The organism is Shouchella oshimensis (assembly GCF_002019765.1).
GTDB classification, from domain to species: Bacteria; Bacillota; Bacilli; order Bacillales; family Bacillaceae_D; genus Shouchella; species Shouchella oshimensis.
In genome coordinates this window covers 1,728,700-1,745,062 of record NZ_KV917380.1, presented here as the reverse complement: position 1 = coordinate 1,745,062, position 16,363 = coordinate 1,728,700, and the positions used below count along the sequence as shown (strand labels likewise).

The 16,363-nt window shown below is 42.1% G+C and carries 18 protein-coding genes; 1 reads left to right on the top strand and 17 read right to left on the bottom strand.

Annotated features, from left to right (window positions below):
* Positions 1 to 9 precede the first annotated feature (9 nt).
* The 12 genes from rnc to BK583_RS08740 form a co-directional block, all read right to left on the bottom strand.
* The gene (gene rnc / locus BK583_RS08795; protein ID WP_038480830.1) at positions 10 to 792 is read right to left on the bottom strand and encodes a ribonuclease III; all 783 of its coding nucleotides are present in this window, start codon (positions 790 to 792) and stop codon (positions 10 to 12) included.
* A gap of 158 nt (positions 793 to 950) precedes the next feature.
* Positions 951 to 1,184, bottom strand: coding sequence for an acyl carrier protein (gene acpP / locus BK583_RS08790; protein WP_035396930.1), 234 nt, complete (start codon positions 1,182 to 1,184; stop codon positions 951 to 953).
* A gap of 74 nt (positions 1,185 to 1,258) precedes the next feature.
* Positions 1,259 to 2,002, bottom strand: a complete 744-nt coding sequence (gene fabG / locus BK583_RS08785) for a 3-oxoacyl-[acyl-carrier-protein] reductase (protein WP_055735854.1) — start codon at positions 2,000 to 2,002, stop codon at positions 1,259 to 1,261.
* A 2-nt stretch (positions 2,003 to 2,004) separates the two neighbouring features.
* Complete coding sequence (gene fabD / locus BK583_RS08780) at positions 2,005 to 2,946, bottom strand: ACP S-malonyltransferase (RefSeq protein WP_055735853.1); 942 nt, start codon at positions 2,944 to 2,946, stop codon at positions 2,005 to 2,007.
* Positions 2,939 to 3,943 carry a phosphate acyltransferase PlsX gene (gene plsX / locus BK583_RS08775; protein WP_055735852.1) on the bottom strand — a complete coding sequence of 335 codons (1,005 nt, stop codon included), beginning with the start codon at positions 3,941 to 3,943 and terminating at the stop codon, positions 2,939 to 2,941. The genes fabD and plsX overlap by 8 nt, the downstream gene beginning before the upstream one ends.
* A 6-nt stretch (positions 3,944 to 3,949) precedes the next feature.
* Positions 3,950 to 4,522 carry a transcription factor FapR gene (fapR, locus tag BK583_RS08770; RefSeq protein WP_055735851.1) on the bottom strand — a complete coding sequence of 191 codons (573 nt, stop codon included), beginning with the start codon at positions 4,520 to 4,522 and terminating at the stop codon, positions 3,950 to 3,952.
* Positions 4,523 to 4,610: 88 nt separating this feature from the next.
* The gene (gene recG, locus BK583_RS08765) at positions 4,611 to 6,656 is read right to left on the bottom strand and encodes an ATP-dependent DNA helicase RecG (protein WP_055735850.1); all 2,046 of its coding nucleotides are present in this window, start codon (positions 6,654 to 6,656) and stop codon (positions 4,611 to 4,613) included.
* Positions 6,653 to 7,543: an L-serine ammonia-lyase, iron-sulfur-dependent, subunit alpha gene (sdaAA, locus tag BK583_RS08760; RefSeq protein ID WP_038480848.1), complete on the bottom strand. Its 891-nt coding sequence runs from the start codon at positions 7,541 to 7,543 to the stop codon at positions 6,653 to 6,655. Before sdaAA ends, recG begins: the two co-directional genes overlap by 4 nt.
* Before the next feature lie 12 nt (positions 7,544 to 7,555).
* The gene (sdaAB, locus tag BK583_RS08755; RefSeq protein WP_038480850.1) at positions 7,556 to 8,218 is read right to left on the bottom strand and encodes an L-serine ammonia-lyase, iron-sulfur-dependent subunit beta; all 663 of its coding nucleotides are present in this window, start codon (positions 8,216 to 8,218) and stop codon (positions 7,556 to 7,558) included.
* 61 nt (positions 8,219 to 8,279) lie between these two features.
* A complete protein-coding gene (locus BK583_RS08750; RefSeq protein ID WP_038480853.1) occupies positions 8,280 to 9,140 on the bottom strand; it encodes a DegV family protein in 861 nt (286 codons plus the stop codon).
* Positions 9,141 to 9,160: 20 nt separating this feature from the next.
* Positions 9,161 to 10,798: a DAK2 domain-containing protein gene (locus BK583_RS08745; protein ID WP_055735872.1), complete on the bottom strand. Its 1,638-nt coding sequence runs from the start codon at positions 10,796 to 10,798 to the stop codon at positions 9,161 to 9,163.
* 56 nt (positions 10,799 to 10,854) lie between these two features.
* On the bottom strand, positions 10,855 to 11,217 hold the full coding sequence (locus BK583_RS08740; protein ID WP_035395148.1) for an Asp23/Gls24 family envelope stress response protein: 363 nt from the start codon (positions 11,215 to 11,217) through the stop codon (positions 10,855 to 10,857).
* 201 nt (positions 11,218 to 11,418) lie between these two features.
* Here BK583_RS08740 and rpmB point away from each other — a divergent pair, with 201 nt between their 5' ends.
* Entirely contained in the window at positions 11,419 to 11,607 is a 189-nt protein-coding gene (rpmB, locus tag BK583_RS08735) for a 50S ribosomal protein L28 (RefSeq protein WP_035441949.1), read from the top strand.
* 41 nt (positions 11,608 to 11,648) lie between these two features.
* Here the strand turns inward: rpmB and spoVM are convergent, their stop codons facing one another.
* The 5 genes from spoVM to BK583_RS08710 all read right to left on the bottom strand — a co-directional run bounded on the left by spoVM (position 11,649) and on the right by BK583_RS08710 (position 16,338).
* The gene (spoVM, locus tag BK583_RS08730) at positions 11,649 to 11,729 is read right to left on the bottom strand and encodes a stage V sporulation protein SpoVM (protein ID WP_035395149.1); all 81 of its coding nucleotides are present in this window, start codon (positions 11,727 to 11,729) and stop codon (positions 11,649 to 11,651) included.
* A 208-nt stretch (positions 11,730 to 11,937) separates the two neighbouring features.
* Positions 11,938 to 12,582: a ribulose-phosphate 3-epimerase gene (gene rpe / locus BK583_RS08725; protein WP_055735849.1), complete on the bottom strand. Its 645-nt coding sequence runs from the start codon at positions 12,580 to 12,582 to the stop codon at positions 11,938 to 11,940.
* Between the two features lie 2 nt (positions 12,583 to 12,584).
* Positions 12,585 to 13,466 carry a ribosome small subunit-dependent GTPase A gene (rsgA, locus tag BK583_RS08720; protein WP_038480865.1) on the bottom strand — a complete coding sequence of 294 codons (882 nt, stop codon included), beginning with the start codon at positions 13,464 to 13,466 and terminating at the stop codon, positions 12,585 to 12,587.
* Positions 13,467 to 13,502: 36 nt separating this feature from the next.
* Positions 13,503 to 15,590 carry a Stk1 family PASTA domain-containing Ser/Thr kinase gene (gene pknB, locus BK583_RS08715; RefSeq protein WP_055735848.1) on the bottom strand — a complete coding sequence of 696 codons (2,088 nt, stop codon included), beginning with the start codon at positions 15,588 to 15,590 and terminating at the stop codon, positions 13,503 to 13,505.
* A gap of 1 nt (position 15,591) precedes the next feature.
* Positions 15,592 to 16,338: a Stp1/IreP family PP2C-type Ser/Thr phosphatase gene (locus BK583_RS08710; RefSeq protein WP_437182808.1), complete on the bottom strand. Its 747-nt coding sequence runs from the start codon at positions 16,336 to 16,338 to the stop codon at positions 15,592 to 15,594.
* Positions 16,339 to 16,363: the final 25 nt, after the last annotated feature.

Sequence of the window (16,363 nt, the reverse complement as noted above, 5' to 3'; positions counted from 1 at the left end):
TTCTTTTCTCTAGCTTTTTTTCCAATTGAGCGCATCCAATGCTTGTTTTGCTGCTAACTGTTCCGCTTCTTTTTTGGAGCGGCCGGTTCCACTTCCGATCGTCTCATCATTTAAGCGGACGTTCGATACAAACTCACGATCATGAGCTGGTCCACGCTCTTGGACAATTTGGTATTTAATTTGACCACGATTATCTCGCTGTACAAATTCCTGAAGCTGGCTCTTAAAATCCATTTTATGGGTAAAGGCACCTTCTTTTATTTTCGGGTACATAAACCGTGATAAAAATAAGAAAACGGCATCTAGCCCTTGATCGAGATACAAGGCACCAATAAACGCTTCAAACACGTCAGCGAGTAACGCCGGTCTCGTTCTACCGCCAGTCACTTCTTCTCCTTTTCCAAGTAACACAAGCTGACCAAATTGAAGCTCTTCTGCAAACATGGCGAGAGACGGTTCACATACAATGGAAGCACGCAGCTTCGTCATATCTCCTTCACTCATCGATTTATATGTTTTAAACAAATACTGTGAAACTGCAAGCTCTAATACAGCGTCGCCAAGAAACTCCAGCCGTTCGTTATCTGATGAAGAGAAGATACGCTGCTCATTCACATAGGAGGAATGAGTAAATGCTTGAATCAACAGTTTGCGATTTTCAAATGTTAATGAAGTCCGTACGAGTAAATCGTCGAATTGACGTTTCTGAGCTTCTGTCAATTCTAAACGACGTTGCGTACGTTTTCGATCATTTGGTCTTGGTTTTCTTTGAAATTTAGATGGTTGTACCATACACTTACCTCCAGATGCTGGAGCTCAAAAAGTAAAAAGAGTTCGTTCTTCTTATTTCTTTCTCCTGTCATCATTTTAACAGATTCTTGCTGATCTTTATATGTAAAGATGTGTTAAAGAGCCCTAACAGGTTCGCTGAAAGGGCTCTCTTCAATCGGTTATGCGTTGTTATTTATGTAATCGACAACATCCTTAACCGTTGCAATTTTTTCTGCGTCTTCATCAGCAATTTCCATGTCGAACTCATCTTCAAGCTCCATTACAAGCTCCACCACATCAAGTGAGTCAGCTTTAAGGTCGTCTTTAAAAGATGCCTCAAGCGTTACTTCTGATTCTTCTACACCTAAACGGTCAACGACGATTTTCGTTACGCGCTCCATTACGTCAGCCACACTAGTCACCTCCTTTCAAAAGTACTGGCAAAGTAAAATTGTACTGACACAAGTCGTACGTGTCAAGTAGCCTTTTACGGCATTGCCATTCCACCATCTACATGAAGAGTTTGTCCAGTCATATACTTTGCATCGTCACTTGCTAAAAAGCGCACAACACGAGCAACGTCGTCTGGTTCTCCTAACATACCTAACGGGATTTGTCCAAGTAATGCCTCTTTCGCATCGCCACTTAATTCATCGGTCATATCGGTTGTAATAAAGCCTGGCGCAATGGCATTCACTAAAATATTTCTAGAGGCAAACTCTTTCGCTAGTGTTTTTGTCAACCCTATAACCCCAGCTTTTGCTGCAACATAATTGGCTTGACCTGGGTTTCCAAGCACACCAACAACCGATGCGACATTAATAATGCGTCCAGAGCGCTGTTTCATCATTTGGCGACTGACACCCTTTGCGCAAAGAAATACACCTTTTAAATTTATATCTAGCACATCGTCCCAATCGGATTCTTTCATTCGCATGACTAAATTATCTTTTGTGATCCCAGCGTTATTTACTAAAATGTCAACAGACCCAAACCGCTCTACCGTTTCCTTAATCATGTTCTTTACTTCATCTTCATTTGCAACGTTTGTTTGGATGGCGACTGCTTCTTGACCAATAGCGTTAATCTCACTAACAACTTCTTCAGCTTTCGCTTGATTTCCTGCATAGTTTACAATAATATTGGCACCGTTTTTCGCCAATTCAAGGGCTATCGCTTTACCAATCCCTCTTGATGCACCCGTCACAATTGCTGTTTTTCCAGTAAACATGGCTATTCCCCTTTCAATATTCCCAATACGTTGTCGAAGGAAGCTTGATCCTGGACAGCATGGGCTTGTACTTGACGGTTGATTTTTTTTACAAGCCCCGTTAACACGTTGCCTGGACCAATTTCAATAAATGTATCCACACCTAGCTCAATCATGCGGTTAACGCTTTCTTCAAATCGAACAGGTGAATAAAGCTGTTCTGCTAGAAGGGCTCGAATAACTTCTGGAGCATGTACTTCATCTGCCGTCACGTTCGCAATAACCGGAACCATTGGCATGGTAATGGTTGCACTATGTAAGTCACTTTCAAATTGTTCAGAGGCTGGCTTCATTAGAGAAGAATGAAAAGGACCACTAACCGCAAGCGGCAATGCTCGTCTTGCTCCTTTTTCTTTTGCCAAAGCACTTGCTTGTTCAATACCTGTCGCTGTACCTGATAAAACTACTTGGCCTGGGCAGTTTAAATTTGCCACATTCACTGCGTTACCCGCTGATGTCACCTCTTCACATATAGATTGAAGAGTGTCTTGGTCAAGCCCTAGAACAGCAACCATAGCCCCTTGACCATTAGGTACCGCCTGTTCCATTAAAGTCCCACGCTTATGTACAAGACGGACCGCCTCTGCAAAAGGCAACGCTTCACTTGCTACAAGAGCTGAATATTCACCTAAACTGTGGCCAGCAACATAGTCAGGCTGAATGCCTTCATCTTTAAATAATTGCAGCAAGGCCGTACTCATTGTCACAAGTGCAGGCTGTGCATATGCCGTTTGCTTTAACGTGTCCTCTGGTCCTTCTTTCATTAACTCACTAATGGAAAAGCCTAAAGCGGTATCCGCTTCATTTACAATAGCCGCAGCTTTTTCATTTGTTGCAAAATAATCCGTACCCATACCGACTTTTTGCGAGCCTTGACCAGGAAACAAAAAGGCTATTTTACTCATTTTCCTGCCTCCTATTTAGTAATAAATTGGCTTCAATGACAGCTACTACGTCTTGATCTACCATCTCTTTTGCCTGGCGGATTGCGTGAAAGAATGCATTCGAATCTGAAGAACCATGCGCTTTAATTACCGGTGCTTTTAAACCAAACAAGCCTGCACCACCGTATTCCGAGTAATCCATTTTCTTTTTCAAGCCGGTAAGCTTCGGTTTAAGCATTCCTGCCGCTAGCTTCGCTGAAATCGAGCTAGTTAGCTCTGTTTTCAACATTGAAAATAGCATTTTTGCTGTTCCTTCTATTGTTTTTAAAACAAGATTCCCGGAAAACCCATCACAAACGACAACATCGCAAACACCGTCAAGTAAGTCTCTCGCTTCGACGTTCCCGACAAAATGCAATGTGCTTTCATCCAATAAACGATAGGCTTCCTTCGTTAGCTCTGTTCCTTTCCCTGCCTCCGTGCCTACATTTAACAAGCCAATTCTTGGTTTTTCCACTTGATGGATTTTTTGCATATACGCATCACCAATTACAGCATACTGAAGAAGATGTTCTGCTTTTGCTTCCATATTGGCACCAACATCCAGCAACAGAAATCCATTCCCATCCTTTGTCGGTAACATAGGGGACAAAGCTGGTCGATCAATTCCTTTTTGTCGTCCAACGTAAAGCAAGCCTGCCGTCATAAGTGCGCCTGTATTTCCTGAAGAAATGCAGGCATCGGCATGTTGTGCCTTCACTTCATTTACAGCTAACACCATTGAGGCATCTTTCTTTCGTCTAACGGCCGTTGTAGGTTTATCTGTATCTAAAATAGATTCCACAGTGTGGACCATTGAAATCCTGTTGTGGGAATCCGTTAGCAACGGCTTCATTTTCGTCTCGTCACCAATTAATGTAATTTGAAGATCCGCGAATTCTTTTACAGCACGAATTGCTGCTTCTACTTGTGCATGTGGCGCATGATCGCCGCCCATTGCGTCAATTGCAATTTTCATTCATGATCAACCGCCCTCTTCCTCTGTTTCATGTTGCTTAAACATGACAAAGTCTCCATCGAATACGATTTCTTGATTCACTTTACTTGTAACTGTTACTTTTGTTCGATCTCCATGGGTATTGACAACTTCGGCCTTTGCAATGACACGTTCTCCAAGACGTACTGGTCGTTTAAAGTGAATATTTGCCTTCGCTGTTAAAACCAGCTCATTGTCCATTAATGCAACTGCGAGCGAATTCGCTTGTGCAAATAAATGATGACCGCGAGCAATACCATTTCGAGCAAATACGTGCTCTTCGTTTACCTCAAACATGGAAATCGCTTGTTTTTCAAGGACAAGATCAATAATTTCTCCAATGACTTCATCTGGGGAAAGCGAGATAACCGTATCTCGGTGCTGATAAGCAACATCTTTAATCCGTTCTCGTAATTCAGGTATATTCTTTTCCATCCGGTCTAAACGAATGGTTTGTATACTAACGGAAAAATGCTCAGACAGTGCTTCATCTGTCATAAATGGATTTTCGTTTAACAATTTACTTAATTGTAGTTGTCGTTCTTTTTTCTTTAATCGCATCGTTTGCTTCTCCATCCGTTTATCTACCATTCGTTTTATGACTAGGTACTAAGACTAGTATAAAGTTCTTTCAACAAACCTTCAAGGGTTAATCAATTTTTTCTCCTTCATATGCGCCAATTTCTTTTAAATAGCGGGCTAAATGCGCATACTCTTCATCATGCTCAAGAACATTTGACGAAATAATGACATCAGCATCTTGTCGAGCCGTTTCTAACGTCCGATAATCGTGAACCACATCTGCTAGCTTGAAGTCTGGCAATCCACTTTGTTTAGAACCAAAAAAATCTCCTGGACCTCGTAACTCCAAATCACGTTCAGATAGTACAAAACCATCTGTTGTTTCAGTCATAATACGCATTCGTTCCTTACCGACTTCTGATTTGGGCTTTGCAACTAATATACACGTTGATTGTGCGTCTCCACGCCCTACTCTACCTCGTAACTGGTGCAATTGTGCTAAACCGAAGCGATCAGCGTCATAGATCACCATAACTGTTGCATTTGGAACATTTACACCAACTTCAACAACCGTTGTGGACACAAGGAGCTGTGTGTCATTATTAGCAAAAGCACTCATTACATCCTCTTTTTCCGCAGCAGACAAGCGTCCATGCATTAACCCTACCTGAATATTTCCTTGATAATGGTTTGCGAGCATTGTATAGAGGTCAATGGCATTCTGTACGTCAAGCTTCTCTGATTCTTCAATAAGCGGACTAATGACGTACGCTTGATGTCCGGCCATCACTTCTTTTTCAATAAATCCAAGTACTCGTTCAAATAAATCGTGAGTGACCCAATAGGTCTCAATTGGTTTTCGACCTGCTGGCAGCTCATTAAGCACCGATACATCCATATCACCAAATACTGAAATAGCCAATGTTCTCGGTATTGGTGTGGCAGTCATAAACAGCACATCAGGACTTTCCCCTTTACTTCGTAGCACTCGTCTTTGCTCGACTCCGAAACGATGTTGTTCATCAGTGATAACGAACCCAAGATTGTGGAAGAAAACATCCTCTTGTATTAATGCATGTGTTCCTACGACAATATCTATCTCACCTGTAGCAATTTTTTCAAGAAGTACTGTTCGCTTTTTGCCCTTTACAGAGCCAGCTAAGAGGGCAACAGATAAACCTAGAGGCTCAAACCATTCCGCTAACGATTTCGCATGCTGCTCTGCTAAAATCTCTGTTGGGGCCATTAAGGCGCTTTGGGCTCCAGCTTTTACAACAGCATACATACAGGCTGCTGCAACAGCAGTTTTTCCCGAACCTACGTCTCCTTGTAACAGACGATTCATTCGATAAGGAGAAGAGATATCTGCTAAAATATCGTCAACTGCCTGATTTTGTGCCCCAGTTAATGAAAATGGCAATTGTGCAAAGAATGAATCTAGTTGATCACGACTAACAATAAGCTGTCTTCCTGTTTGCAATTCACGGTGTTGTTGCTTAAATACTCGCATTCGTAGCTGGAAATAAAGCAATTCCTCATAGACGTAGCGTCTTCTCGCTTGTTTAACCAACTCCGGATGAAGCGGATTGTGGAGATGTCGAATGGTTTCTGTTTTATTTAAAAGTTTATACCGTTCCCTTATGGTTGCTGGGAGAGGTTCAACAATCTGATGTTCATACATCTCCAACGCCACTTTTATCCAACGTTGCAGTTGTTTACTTGAAATGGTGCTTGTTGCATGGTAAACAGGCTCAACGTTGCCTTGACGCTCGATTTCACCAAACTTCAACTCACTTCCGGTTATCGTTAGTCGATGGGCATCCCATTTTCCTGTTACCGTCACTGTACTCCCTAGTTGAATCTTTGTTTTTAAAAAAGCTCGATTAAAAAAAATCACCTGAACGAGCACACCATCAACAACCATACGAAAACTTAAGCGATTTTTTTTCTTACCGAAGTAGCGGACAGAAGGCTCACTTTGAATGGTTCCGATCATCGTCACTCGGTCTTCGTGAGCTACGTCTCCTGGAGATTTAAGGGAATAATCTTCATAGCGAAATGGAAAAAACTCTAAAAGGTCTTGGACGGTATAGATCCCAAGACCTCCTAACGCCTTAGCGCTTTCCTCGCCAATGCCTTTTACTGTATCTACACGTAACTGAGACAAATTCACTTCGCACGTTCAGCTGTCTTTCCAAATACAGCTGCCTCCAGTCGACGTCCAGTAGGCGTCGCAGCAAGTCCACCTTCACCTGTTTCTCGCAACGATTCTGGCATCGTCTGACCAATTCGATACATCGCTTCAATTACTTCATCACACGGAATTCTACTCTCAATTCCAGCAAGGGCCATATCAGCAGCCGTAATCGCTAGAGAAGCACCGGCGGCATTTCGTTTTACACAGGGTACTTCAACAAGTCCAGCTACAGGATCACATACCAAACCGAGCATATTCTTTAATGCAATGGCCATCCCATGAGCAGATTGCTTTGGTGTTCCACCTGCAAGCTCTACTAAAGCTGCTGCTGCCATTCCAGTAGCTGATCCTACTTCCGCTTGACAGCCTCCAGCTGCTCCTGAAATAGACGCATTATTGGCGACAACAAAGCCAAGAGCCCCACTTGTAAATAGGAAAGCAAGCTTCTCATCTTCAGTTGGATTAAATTTCCCTTCTACACCGAACAGTACACCAGGAACCACACCGGCAGATCCAGCAGTTGGGGTTGCGCAAATCGTTCCCATTGCAGCATTGACTTCATTTGTCGCCATAGCATTCGCCACTGCTAGTAGGGTTGTTTCACCACCAATCATGTTTCCTTTACGAATATATGCTGCAAGTTTCTTTCCATCGCCCCCTGTTAAACCTGAAACAGAAACGACATCTTCTTCAATCCCACGTTTTACAGCCGCTTCCATTGTGGCTAAATTAATACGCATTTTATTTAGTATTTCTTCACGGGATTTACCTGTAACATTCATCTCTTGTTGAATCATCACTTCTGAGATTGAACACTGTTTTTCTTCTGTTAATGCAAGTAGCTCTGACACATTCCGAAACATTCGTACCCCTCCTTAGTCGTGTATTTTAGTCACATGGGTAATATGAGGTAAGTTTTCTAAAGGATGTAATATAGACTCGTCCACATTTTGATCTACTTCAATAACCATGAGCGCTTGCTCACCTTTTTCCTTCCGAGAAACCTCCATATGCCCGATGTTCAGCTGGTGTTTTGCTAATAAATTACTTACAGCAGCAATGACGCCATACCGATCTTGATGAACCACAAGGATAGCAGGATGATTCCCTGATAATCGAAGCACGAAACCGTTCAGTTCAATAATTTCAATTTTGCCGCCACCAATGGACACACCTACAAGTTCAAACGTCTCTTCTCCTTTATACAGTTTAATGCGAACTGTGTTTGGATGGTGATCAATGGCACCTTCTTCATGAATCGAAATCGTCAGCTTTGCTTTTTCCGCTTCTTCATAGGCTTGACGAATTCGCTCATCATCCGTTTCGTAATCAAGTAGTCCTCCAATAACAGCAACATCTGTCCCATGTCCTTTATACGTTTTCGCAAATGACCCATAAAAATGTAAGTCGGCATGATCCGGCAACTGACCAAACAGCGTTCGTGCTACTTTTCCAATACGCGCAGCGCCTGCTGTATGTGAACTAGATGGGCCAATCATAACTGGGCCAATAATGTCAAACACCGTTCTATACTTCATCGTCTCGCCTCCATTAAAGAACCAAAAAGGTTGCCATCAATGACAGTTGGCAACCTTTTTGTTACTTAGAATCTACTTTTGTCATTGATAAGGAAACCGTTCCTGGCCCGACATGTGCACCAATAACCGCGCCAATCTCAGTTATGACCAACGAGTCAACGGTAAAAGCTTGCTTAATTTCTTCCGCTAATTTTTGCGCAAGCTCTTCATTAACTGCATGTGATATTCCTACTTGAACAGAGTCGCTTCCAAATTGTTCTTGCAGCAATGCCATCATCCGAGACACTGCTTTTTTCTGCCCTCGCACTTTCTCATGTGGGTATACCTCACCATCATCATTGAGAGACAAGATAGGCTTCATTTTCAAAAGGGAGCCTAACAATGCAGAGGCTTTCCCAATTCGTCCATTCTTTTGAAGAAATTCAAGCGTATCAACCATAAAATAAACATTGGTATCGTTCAGCATTTGCTCTAAACGAGCTTGACACGTTGCAAGGTCCGCACCTTGAGCCGCTAGTCTCGCAACCTCCACAACGATTATTCCAATGGCATAAGAAGCACGCTTCGAATTACACACATGAATTGTTAGTTCATTTGCTAGCGCGTCTTTAGCAATTAATGCAGCTTGTACCGTCCCACTTAATTGAGCTGAAAGATGGATAGACAAAATAGCTGATGTGTCCTCGTCTGCAATGGAGCGATACAAATCTTCAAATTGCTGTGGTGATGGCTGTGATGTTTTCGGCATAACGTCTGTTTCTTTTAAACGCTTATAGAAATCACGAGGTTGAAGGGTGACGCCGTCTTCAAATTGCTCATCGCCGAAATGGACATTTAACGGGATAACAGAAATATTTAGTTCGTCAACAAGAGCGTTTGGAATATCCGCTGTTGAGTCAGTCACAACTTTCACTTTCGCCATTGAACGTTCCTCCTCATTTATTATTCAACAGAAAAGATATAGGAATAGAGTGGCTGTCCGCCTTCAACGATATCAATCTCTACATCCTCTGCATGCGTTTGAAGATACGTTTCTAGTTGTTCTGTCACTTCTTCACTAGAACCCTCTCCAGTAATAATCGTAACAACTTCTGAATCATCGTCTACCATTTCACTCAGGAGGTTTGTTGCTGTTTTTACAACATCTTGACCGTTAGCCACGATTTTCTTATTAAAAATACCCATAAAATCGCCTTTTTTAATGGATTGACCGTCCATTTCCGTATCACGAACTGCATACGTCACTTCACCAGTTTTAACATCCATCATCGCCGCTTCCATCGCCGCTGCGTTTTCTTCAATATCACGACCTGGATTAAACGCTAGTAATGCAGCTAAGCCTTGTGGAACTGTTTTCGTCGGCACAACAACACAATGAACATCAGCCACTTCGGCAGCTTGTTCAGCTGACATCACAATGTTGCTATTGTTGGGCAAGATAATAACATTTTTAGCGTGAACTTGCTTAATGGCTGATACGATGTCTTCTGTACTTGGGTTCATCGTTTGACCGCCTGCAACAACCTCATTTACCCCTAAACCTTTAAAGATCTTTTCAATACCAGCACCAACAGAAACTGCTACCATAGCAAACTCTGCGAGCTCTTTTGGCTTAGAAGCTTTCTCTGCTTTTTTCATCGCATGAGAATCAGACAAATTTGACTGCTGTTCACGCATATTTTCGACTTTCACTTGAACAAGGGAACCGTATGCTTGCGCCTCAGTTACGACTTGCCCAGGGTACTCTGCATGAATGTGTATTTTTAATAAGTCATCATCTGATACAACTAATAGTGAATCGCCATACTCACTTAGCTTTAAACGAAACTGATCTTCATCATATGGGTTACGAGCTAACTGTTCGGCGTCAAACTTCACCATTACTTCTGTACAATAACCAAATTCAATCTCACTTGGATCCATGTTTTCATGCCCATCATGATGGTGTTCAGCACGAATAAAATCGTCCATTTTCGGCTCTTGTAAGATTTGTAACGATTCTCCACCTGTAAGCGCTTGTAGAAACCCGACATAAATATATAATAAACCTTGTCCACCAGAGTCAACCACACCAACTTCTTTTAAAACAGGAAGCAAATCTGGCGTACGCGCAAGGGATCGTTCGCCTTCTTTTATAACGGATGTTAAAAACGATTCAAACGCTGTTTCTTTTTTCGCTAGTTTCAAAGCGTGCTTCGCCATCTCTTTTGCAACGGTTAAAATGGTACCTTCCACAGGCTTCATGACTGCTTTATATGCAGTCTTTACGCCTGCTTCCATCGCCTCAGCAAATTGCTCCGTCGTTAATTCTTTTTTTCCCTCAAGTTCTTTTGAAAACCCGCGAAAGAGTTGCGATAGAATGACACCTGAATTTCCTCTTGCGCCCATTAATAAGCCCTTTGCAAATGCAGCTGCCACTTTACTCGCTTCATCAAGTGATGCTTGACGCACTTCCTTTACCCCTGAGGTAATGGTTAAGTTCATATTCGTACCAGTGTCTCCATCGGGTACAGGAAATACGTTAAGCGAATCTACAACTTCCGCTTTTTTCCCGAGCTCATTTGCCCCTTCTATAAACATGTGCGCAAGCTCTTGACCTTTCAGTTTCCTTGTCACCTTGTCTTCCCCCTTTACTCCTATGGATTCGTCACACGAACCCCTTGTACAAAAATATTGACTGATTCTACATCAAGTCCGAGCATTTTTTCCAAATGATACTTAACTTTTGATTGGACGTTATGCGCAACCTCAGATATTTTTGTACCATAACTGACGATAATGTACATATCTATATGGAGTTCATCTCCGTTTTCTCTCGTAATAACACCACGTCTGAAATTCTCTCTACCAAGTAGGTCACTTAACCCATCTTTAAATTGTTTTTGTGAAGCCATTCCGACAATCCCGTAACAATCGATTGCGGCACCTCCTGCAATAGTTGCAACGACATCTTGAGACACATCAATTGTGCCAAACTGAGTTTTCAATTCAATAGTCATGGTTTGCCTCCTTCAATAAAATACAGTGTGCATACGTATCAATATCTTACTATATCACCTACCATTTTAAAAGTCATTTTTTAGTCAAGGAGATTTACTTGTCTTTACTTATTGCTTTCTGTTGATGGCTATGCTAAGATACTTGGGTGACTAAGTCATCGTGATGAAAAACGAGACTGTTTTTAAGGAGGTGCCACTGACATGGCTCGTGAATGTTATATTACTGGTCGTAAAGCGCGTTCTGGAAACAAGCGCTCTCATGCAATGAATAAAACAAAGCGCCGTTGGGGTGCAAACGTACAGAAAGTTCGTATCATGGTAGATGGAAAACCTAAACGTGTATACGTTTCTGCTCGTGCACTTAAATCCGGAAAAGTAGAACGTGTTTAATCAAAAAAAACGCCTTGCAGTTGCAAAGGCGTTTTTTTTGATTAGTCTTTTTTAAACGAGCCAAGCATAACTCTAACAAATCCTCCCAAAAACTTCGGTAGCTTGATCGTATAGAATTTCATAGATCCTCCTCCTAAAGAGCATTTGAGCCGGCCCTTGCTCTAGAAATGTCGTTCGAGTACACATTACGAATAGATGAAGGTCTGACGCACCTGCTAGAGCCAATCGCCTCACTAGCTCTTTACCTATGCATAGAACTTTTTCTATCACCGAACGTGTCCACCCGTCGTTACTCTAGCGTATGCGGGAGAAAAGAAAATCAGACCTACTTTATCCTCGAATTTCTGCAATCGCTTTCTCATAGTGATCGGCTTGAAAAATGGACGACCCTGCTACTAAAATAGTCGCTCCTGCATCTACGCATGCTTTTGCCGTTTCCACATTGATACCCCCATCAACTTGTATATCGACAGGTAGTTTGTATTCATCAATTAAAGCCCGTAGACGTTTAATATTCGTTAACGTCGTTGGAATAAAGGATTGTCCGCCAAAGCCAGGATTCACCGTCATTTGAAGCACGAAGTCAACATCCTGAATAACAGGAATAATGACGTCTGCATACGTGCCTGGATTTAAGACAACCCCTGCTTTAAGCCCTGCCTGTTTAATCGAGTGAATCGTTTTATGTAAATGATTAGTTGCTTCAACGTGAACACTTATACAATCTGCTCCTGCTTTAGCAAAAAAATCAATTTGATTTTCAGGGGCTTGAACCATCAAATGAACATCAAGGGGCAGGCTAGTTAACGGGCGAATCGCTTCTACCATTTGATGACCAAACGTAATCGGTGGTACAAATTGACCATCCATTACATCTATATGAATCCAATCAGCTCCTGCATGCTCCATTTCTTTAACATTATCACCCATTCTTGAGAAATCACTGGCTAAAATAGACGGGGCTATTTTTATCATCTTTAATATCTCCTTTTCTGACTTTTTACTTCTTCTAAAAACTGGAGATAGTTGGTGTATCTCGATTGCTGAATCTCTCCCTCTTCCAACCCTCTCTTCACACCACAACCTGGCTCTTTATCATGCAAACAGCCGCGGAATTTACATTCATCCATTGCTTCAACAAATTCAGGAAAATAAAAGCGTAAATCTTCTTGCTCCATTTGCTCAAAATCTAGTGAGCTAAATCCCGGAGTGTCGGCTATTAAGCCTTGCTCGATTTCAATTAATTCGACATGGCGAGTCGTATGTTTCCCACGCCCTAAATGACTTGAGATTTCATTAGTCTCTAAATTCATCCCTGGTTTTAATAAGTTAAGTAAGGACGATTTTCCGACTCCTGACTGTCCAGCAATTACAGTTACTTTGTCTTTAATAAGTGGTGTTAACTCACTAAAGTCCAGCTCTACTTTTGAGGAAGTATACCGTACTTGATAGCCAATTTTTTCGTAAAGCGAAACAAATGATTGAATAGTCTCCTTCTCATCATCTGTAAGTAAATCCATTTTTGTTACGATTATGATTGGCAAGATCTCTTGTCTCTCTATATGAACGAGAAAGCGATCTAGAAGTGCTGCTGAAAAATCAGGTTCTTTAACAGAGAACAGTAAAAACGCTTGGTCAACATTGGCAATCGGTGGTCGCACAAGTTCATTGCTTCGTTCTTGAATATCCATAATATAGCCATCTGTTGTATTTTCCGCTTGATATTCTACATGATCTCCAACAAGGGGTGAACGCTTTTGTTTACGAAACACACCTCTTGCGCGACACTGTATGATGGTTCCTTTGTCATATACGTAATAATAGCCTGCCAATGCCTTCATAATCAATCCATTCGGCATGCAACTCCTCCTTAAAAAGGCGCGAGAAACGCGCCTTTATTCTTCATATTCATACACATCCGATTCTCGATTAAACTCATCATCGATAAAGACTTCATACGAACCTGGGTAGCTTGGGCTGACCCGTAAATCAATCGTAAAATCTGTTGTCGTCGTAATGGTTTCTTCAATAACAACCCGCTCATCACCTTGGGAATTAGCATCTGTTGCGACGATTCGCACAGCAAAGCTACGTTCCTCTGATTGATGTTCTTCTGAAACAACAACTGTTTGTGTAACTCGATAGACCGAGCTTGGCTCCTCTTCTTCTGTAGGATCTTCTACAGGATCAGCGGCTACCGGGTCCTCGACTTCTCCTTCAGGTTGTTGTGGAACTTCAGGGGTTTCATCTGGTTGATTTGGTTCAGGTCCTCGGGATAACACTATTTCAACACGATCACCTTGTTCCATTGTTGTTAAAGGTTCAGGTGATTGTCGAATAACGCGTCCTGCCGGTATATCCTCATCATGCTCGCGTTCGAACGTACCTCTTAAGCCCTCTGCATTAAAATACGCCCGAACATCTTCTTCGGTTTGATTGACGAGGTCATCTAGCTGAATGGTTTCTGGAACAGCAACAGTGAGTACCACCGTCGTATCGGCTGGAACAACGCTTGAACCATTTGATGGGCTTTGTGAAATGACGGTTCCTTCTTGGGCACTATTATCTTCTCTAGACTGCTCTTCCACTTCAAAACCAAGCTGCTCAAGCAAACGCTCCGCTTGTGTAAACGTATAACCAGAGTAGTCATCTAACGTTACTTCTTCTCTCGATGCTACGACATATAGAGTAACTTCCGATCCTTCTTTCACCGTACGACCAGCTCGTGGAGATTGATTTGCTACTTGTCCGGGTTCATATTCATCTGTTGAGATCGGCTCAACGTTTGCTATCAACCGCTGGTTTTCGATTTCATCAATTGCTTCGTTCTCTTCCATTCCTTCCACATCAGGTATGGTTGTTTCTTCTACAAAAAACACTTCACTCCACAACGTTAGCGCTAGGATAAACGCCCCTATTAATACACCAATGCCAATAATACTGATCCACAGCCATTTCTTTTTCGCTGGCTTTTTTGTTTGTTCTGCTTCCTTTTTTGGACCTTCTTGGTTGACTGCCTCTATTGGGACACTCTCTTGTTTTTGTACTGGAATTTCAATCGTTTTATCTTGATCTTCATTATTCGAAAAGCCAGCTACAATCGGTAGTTCTTTCGTCTTTTCTTCATCGGCTTCTTCTGATTGAGTATGCAACTGCAAGGATTGATTTGGATCTAACGCCATATCACAAGCCCAGATGACGTCTTCGGCAGAATTAAACCGTTGTGACGGGTCTTTCATCGTTGCTTTTTTTATAATGTCTTCCACACTTTGCGGAATACTCGATACTAGTTCCTTAGCCGATGGAATGTCGTTTTGCAAATGCTTAATTGCAATAGATACAGCAGTATCTCCAGAAAACGGAATTCTTCCTGTTACCATTTCAAATAGAACAATCCCTAACGAGTATAAGTCAGAACGGTACGTCACATGACCGCCACGAGCTTGTTCGGGAGATAGATAGTGAACGGACCCCATGACTGAATTTGTATGAGTAATTGTCGTGGATGTCATTGCACGAGCAATCCCAAAGTCAGTTACTTTTGCTTCCCCATCTTCGCTAATAAGAATATTTTGCGGTTTCATATCACGATGGACAATTTGCATAGCGTGGGCATGTCCTACGCCATGCAAAATTTGTTTGAAATAGTCAAGGGCAGTGGCAATATCTAAAGGACCATCTTCTTGAATGACTTCTTTTAGCGTACGGCCCTTTACATACTCCATGACAATATAATAAAGATCTTCTTCTTCTCCAACGTCGAAAATATTGACGATATGAGGATTATTCAAACTTGTTGCTGCTTGCGCTTCTCTTCTAAAGCGCTTAATGAACTGTTCGTCTTTTGAGAATTGAGGCTGAAGTACTTTTACTGCGACATGACGATCTAAAATAACATCAAGTGCTAAATAGACATTCGCCATCCCACCTCCGCCGATGCTGTCCAAAACGACGTAGCGGTCGCCAATTCGTTCTCCAATCATGCTACTCAAGCTCCTCTGTAAATCGTACTAACGCAACAGAAATATTATCTTCGCCTCCACGGTCATTCGCCCGTGCTACTAGAGACTTAGCAATTTGGGACAGCTCATCCTCACGGTTTAATTCTGTAGCTAGTTCAGTATCTTTTACTTTATCAGAAAGGCCATCAGAACAAATCATTAACAAACGAATAGCGTCAGCGGCTATGGTTTCTGTATCAACTTTCACAACAGATTCTGTGCCGAGCGCTCTTAAAACGATGTTTTTTCGCGGATGATCTTCTGCTTCCTCATGGGACAATTGACCATTTTTCACAAGTTCTGCAACAAGGGAATGATCCATCGTTTGCTGCTTTAATCCTTCTTCTGTTACTAAATACAAGCGACTATCGCCAACATGAGCGATGGCAATATAGTCTTCAGTACAAAAAGCAGCAACAGCCGTCGTCCCCATCCCTTCACAATCTTTATTTTCTTTAGCATGGGTATAGATTGCTTGGTTCATTTCAACGAAAGTTTCTTGTAGAAAAGCCTCTGCTTCTACTGCAGACAACGAAACCGGTAATTCATCCCAATTATTCTTCATAATTCGAAGGGCTATAGCACTCGCCACGTCACCAGCTGAATGGCCTCCCATACCATCAGCAACAAACGCTAGTGTTCCCGATGAAGACGTTAAAACTGCACCATTATCCTCATTGTTCGAGCGAACTTTTCCAATGTCAGTTAAAAATGCCGTGCTCTCTACCAAATCCATCACCTCAATTTTTGAATGG

Excerpts from the sequence above, each read along its gene's own strand:
- fabG (WP_055735854.1), bottom strand. The coding sequence starts at position 2,002 with ATGTTTACTGGAAAAACAGCAATTGTGACGGGTGCATCAAGAGGGATT.
- pknB (WP_055735848.1), bottom strand. The coding sequence starts at position 15,590 with ATGATTGGAGAACGAATTGGCGACCGCTACGTCGTTTTGGACAGCATC.
- sdaAB (WP_038480850.1), bottom strand. The coding sequence starts at position 8,218 with ATGAAGTATAGAACGGTGTTTGACATTATTGGCCCAGTTATGATTGGC.
- rpmB (WP_035441949.1), top strand. The coding sequence starts at position 11,419 with ATGGCTCGTGAATGTTATATTACTGGTCGTAAAGCGCGTTCTGGAAAC.
- fapR (WP_055735851.1), bottom strand. The coding sequence starts at position 4,522 with ATGCGATTAAAGAAAAAAGAACGACAACTACAATTAAGTAAATTGTTA.
- sdaAA (WP_038480848.1), bottom strand. The coding sequence starts at position 7,543 with ATGTTTCGGAATGTGTCAGAGCTACTTGCATTAACAGAAGAAAAACAG.
- BK583_RS08740 (WP_035395148.1), bottom strand. The coding sequence starts at position 11,217 with ATGACTATTGAATTGAAAACTCAGTTTGGCACAATTGATGTGTCTCAA.
- rsgA (WP_038480865.1), bottom strand. The coding sequence starts at position 13,466 with ATGCCGAATGGATTGATTATGAAGGCATTGGCAGGCTATTATTACGTA.
- rpe (WP_055735849.1), bottom strand. The coding sequence starts at position 12,582 with ATGATAAAAATAGCCCCGTCTATTTTAGCCAGTGATTTCTCAAGAATG.
- fabD (WP_055735853.1), bottom strand. The coding sequence starts at position 2,946 with ATGAGTAAAATAGCCTTTTTGTTTCCTGGTCAAGGCTCGCAAAAAGTC.
- BK583_RS08750 (WP_038480853.1), bottom strand. The coding sequence starts at position 9,140 with ATGGCGAAAGTGAAAGTTGTGACTGACTCAACAGCGGATATTCCAAAC.
- spoVM (WP_035395149.1), bottom strand. The coding sequence starts at position 11,729 with ATGAAATTCTATACGATCAAGCTACCGAAGTTTTTGGGAGGATTTGTT.
- plsX (WP_055735852.1), bottom strand. The coding sequence starts at position 3,943 with ATGAAAATTGCAATTGACGCAATGGGCGGCGATCATGCGCCACATGCA.
- rnc (WP_038480830.1), bottom strand. The coding sequence starts at position 792 with ATGGTACAACCATCTAAATTTCAAAGAAAACCAAGACCAAATGATCGA.
- BK583_RS08745 (WP_055735872.1), bottom strand. The coding sequence starts at position 10,798 with ATGTTTATAGAAGGGGCAAATGAGCTCGGGAAAAAAGCGGAAGTTGTA.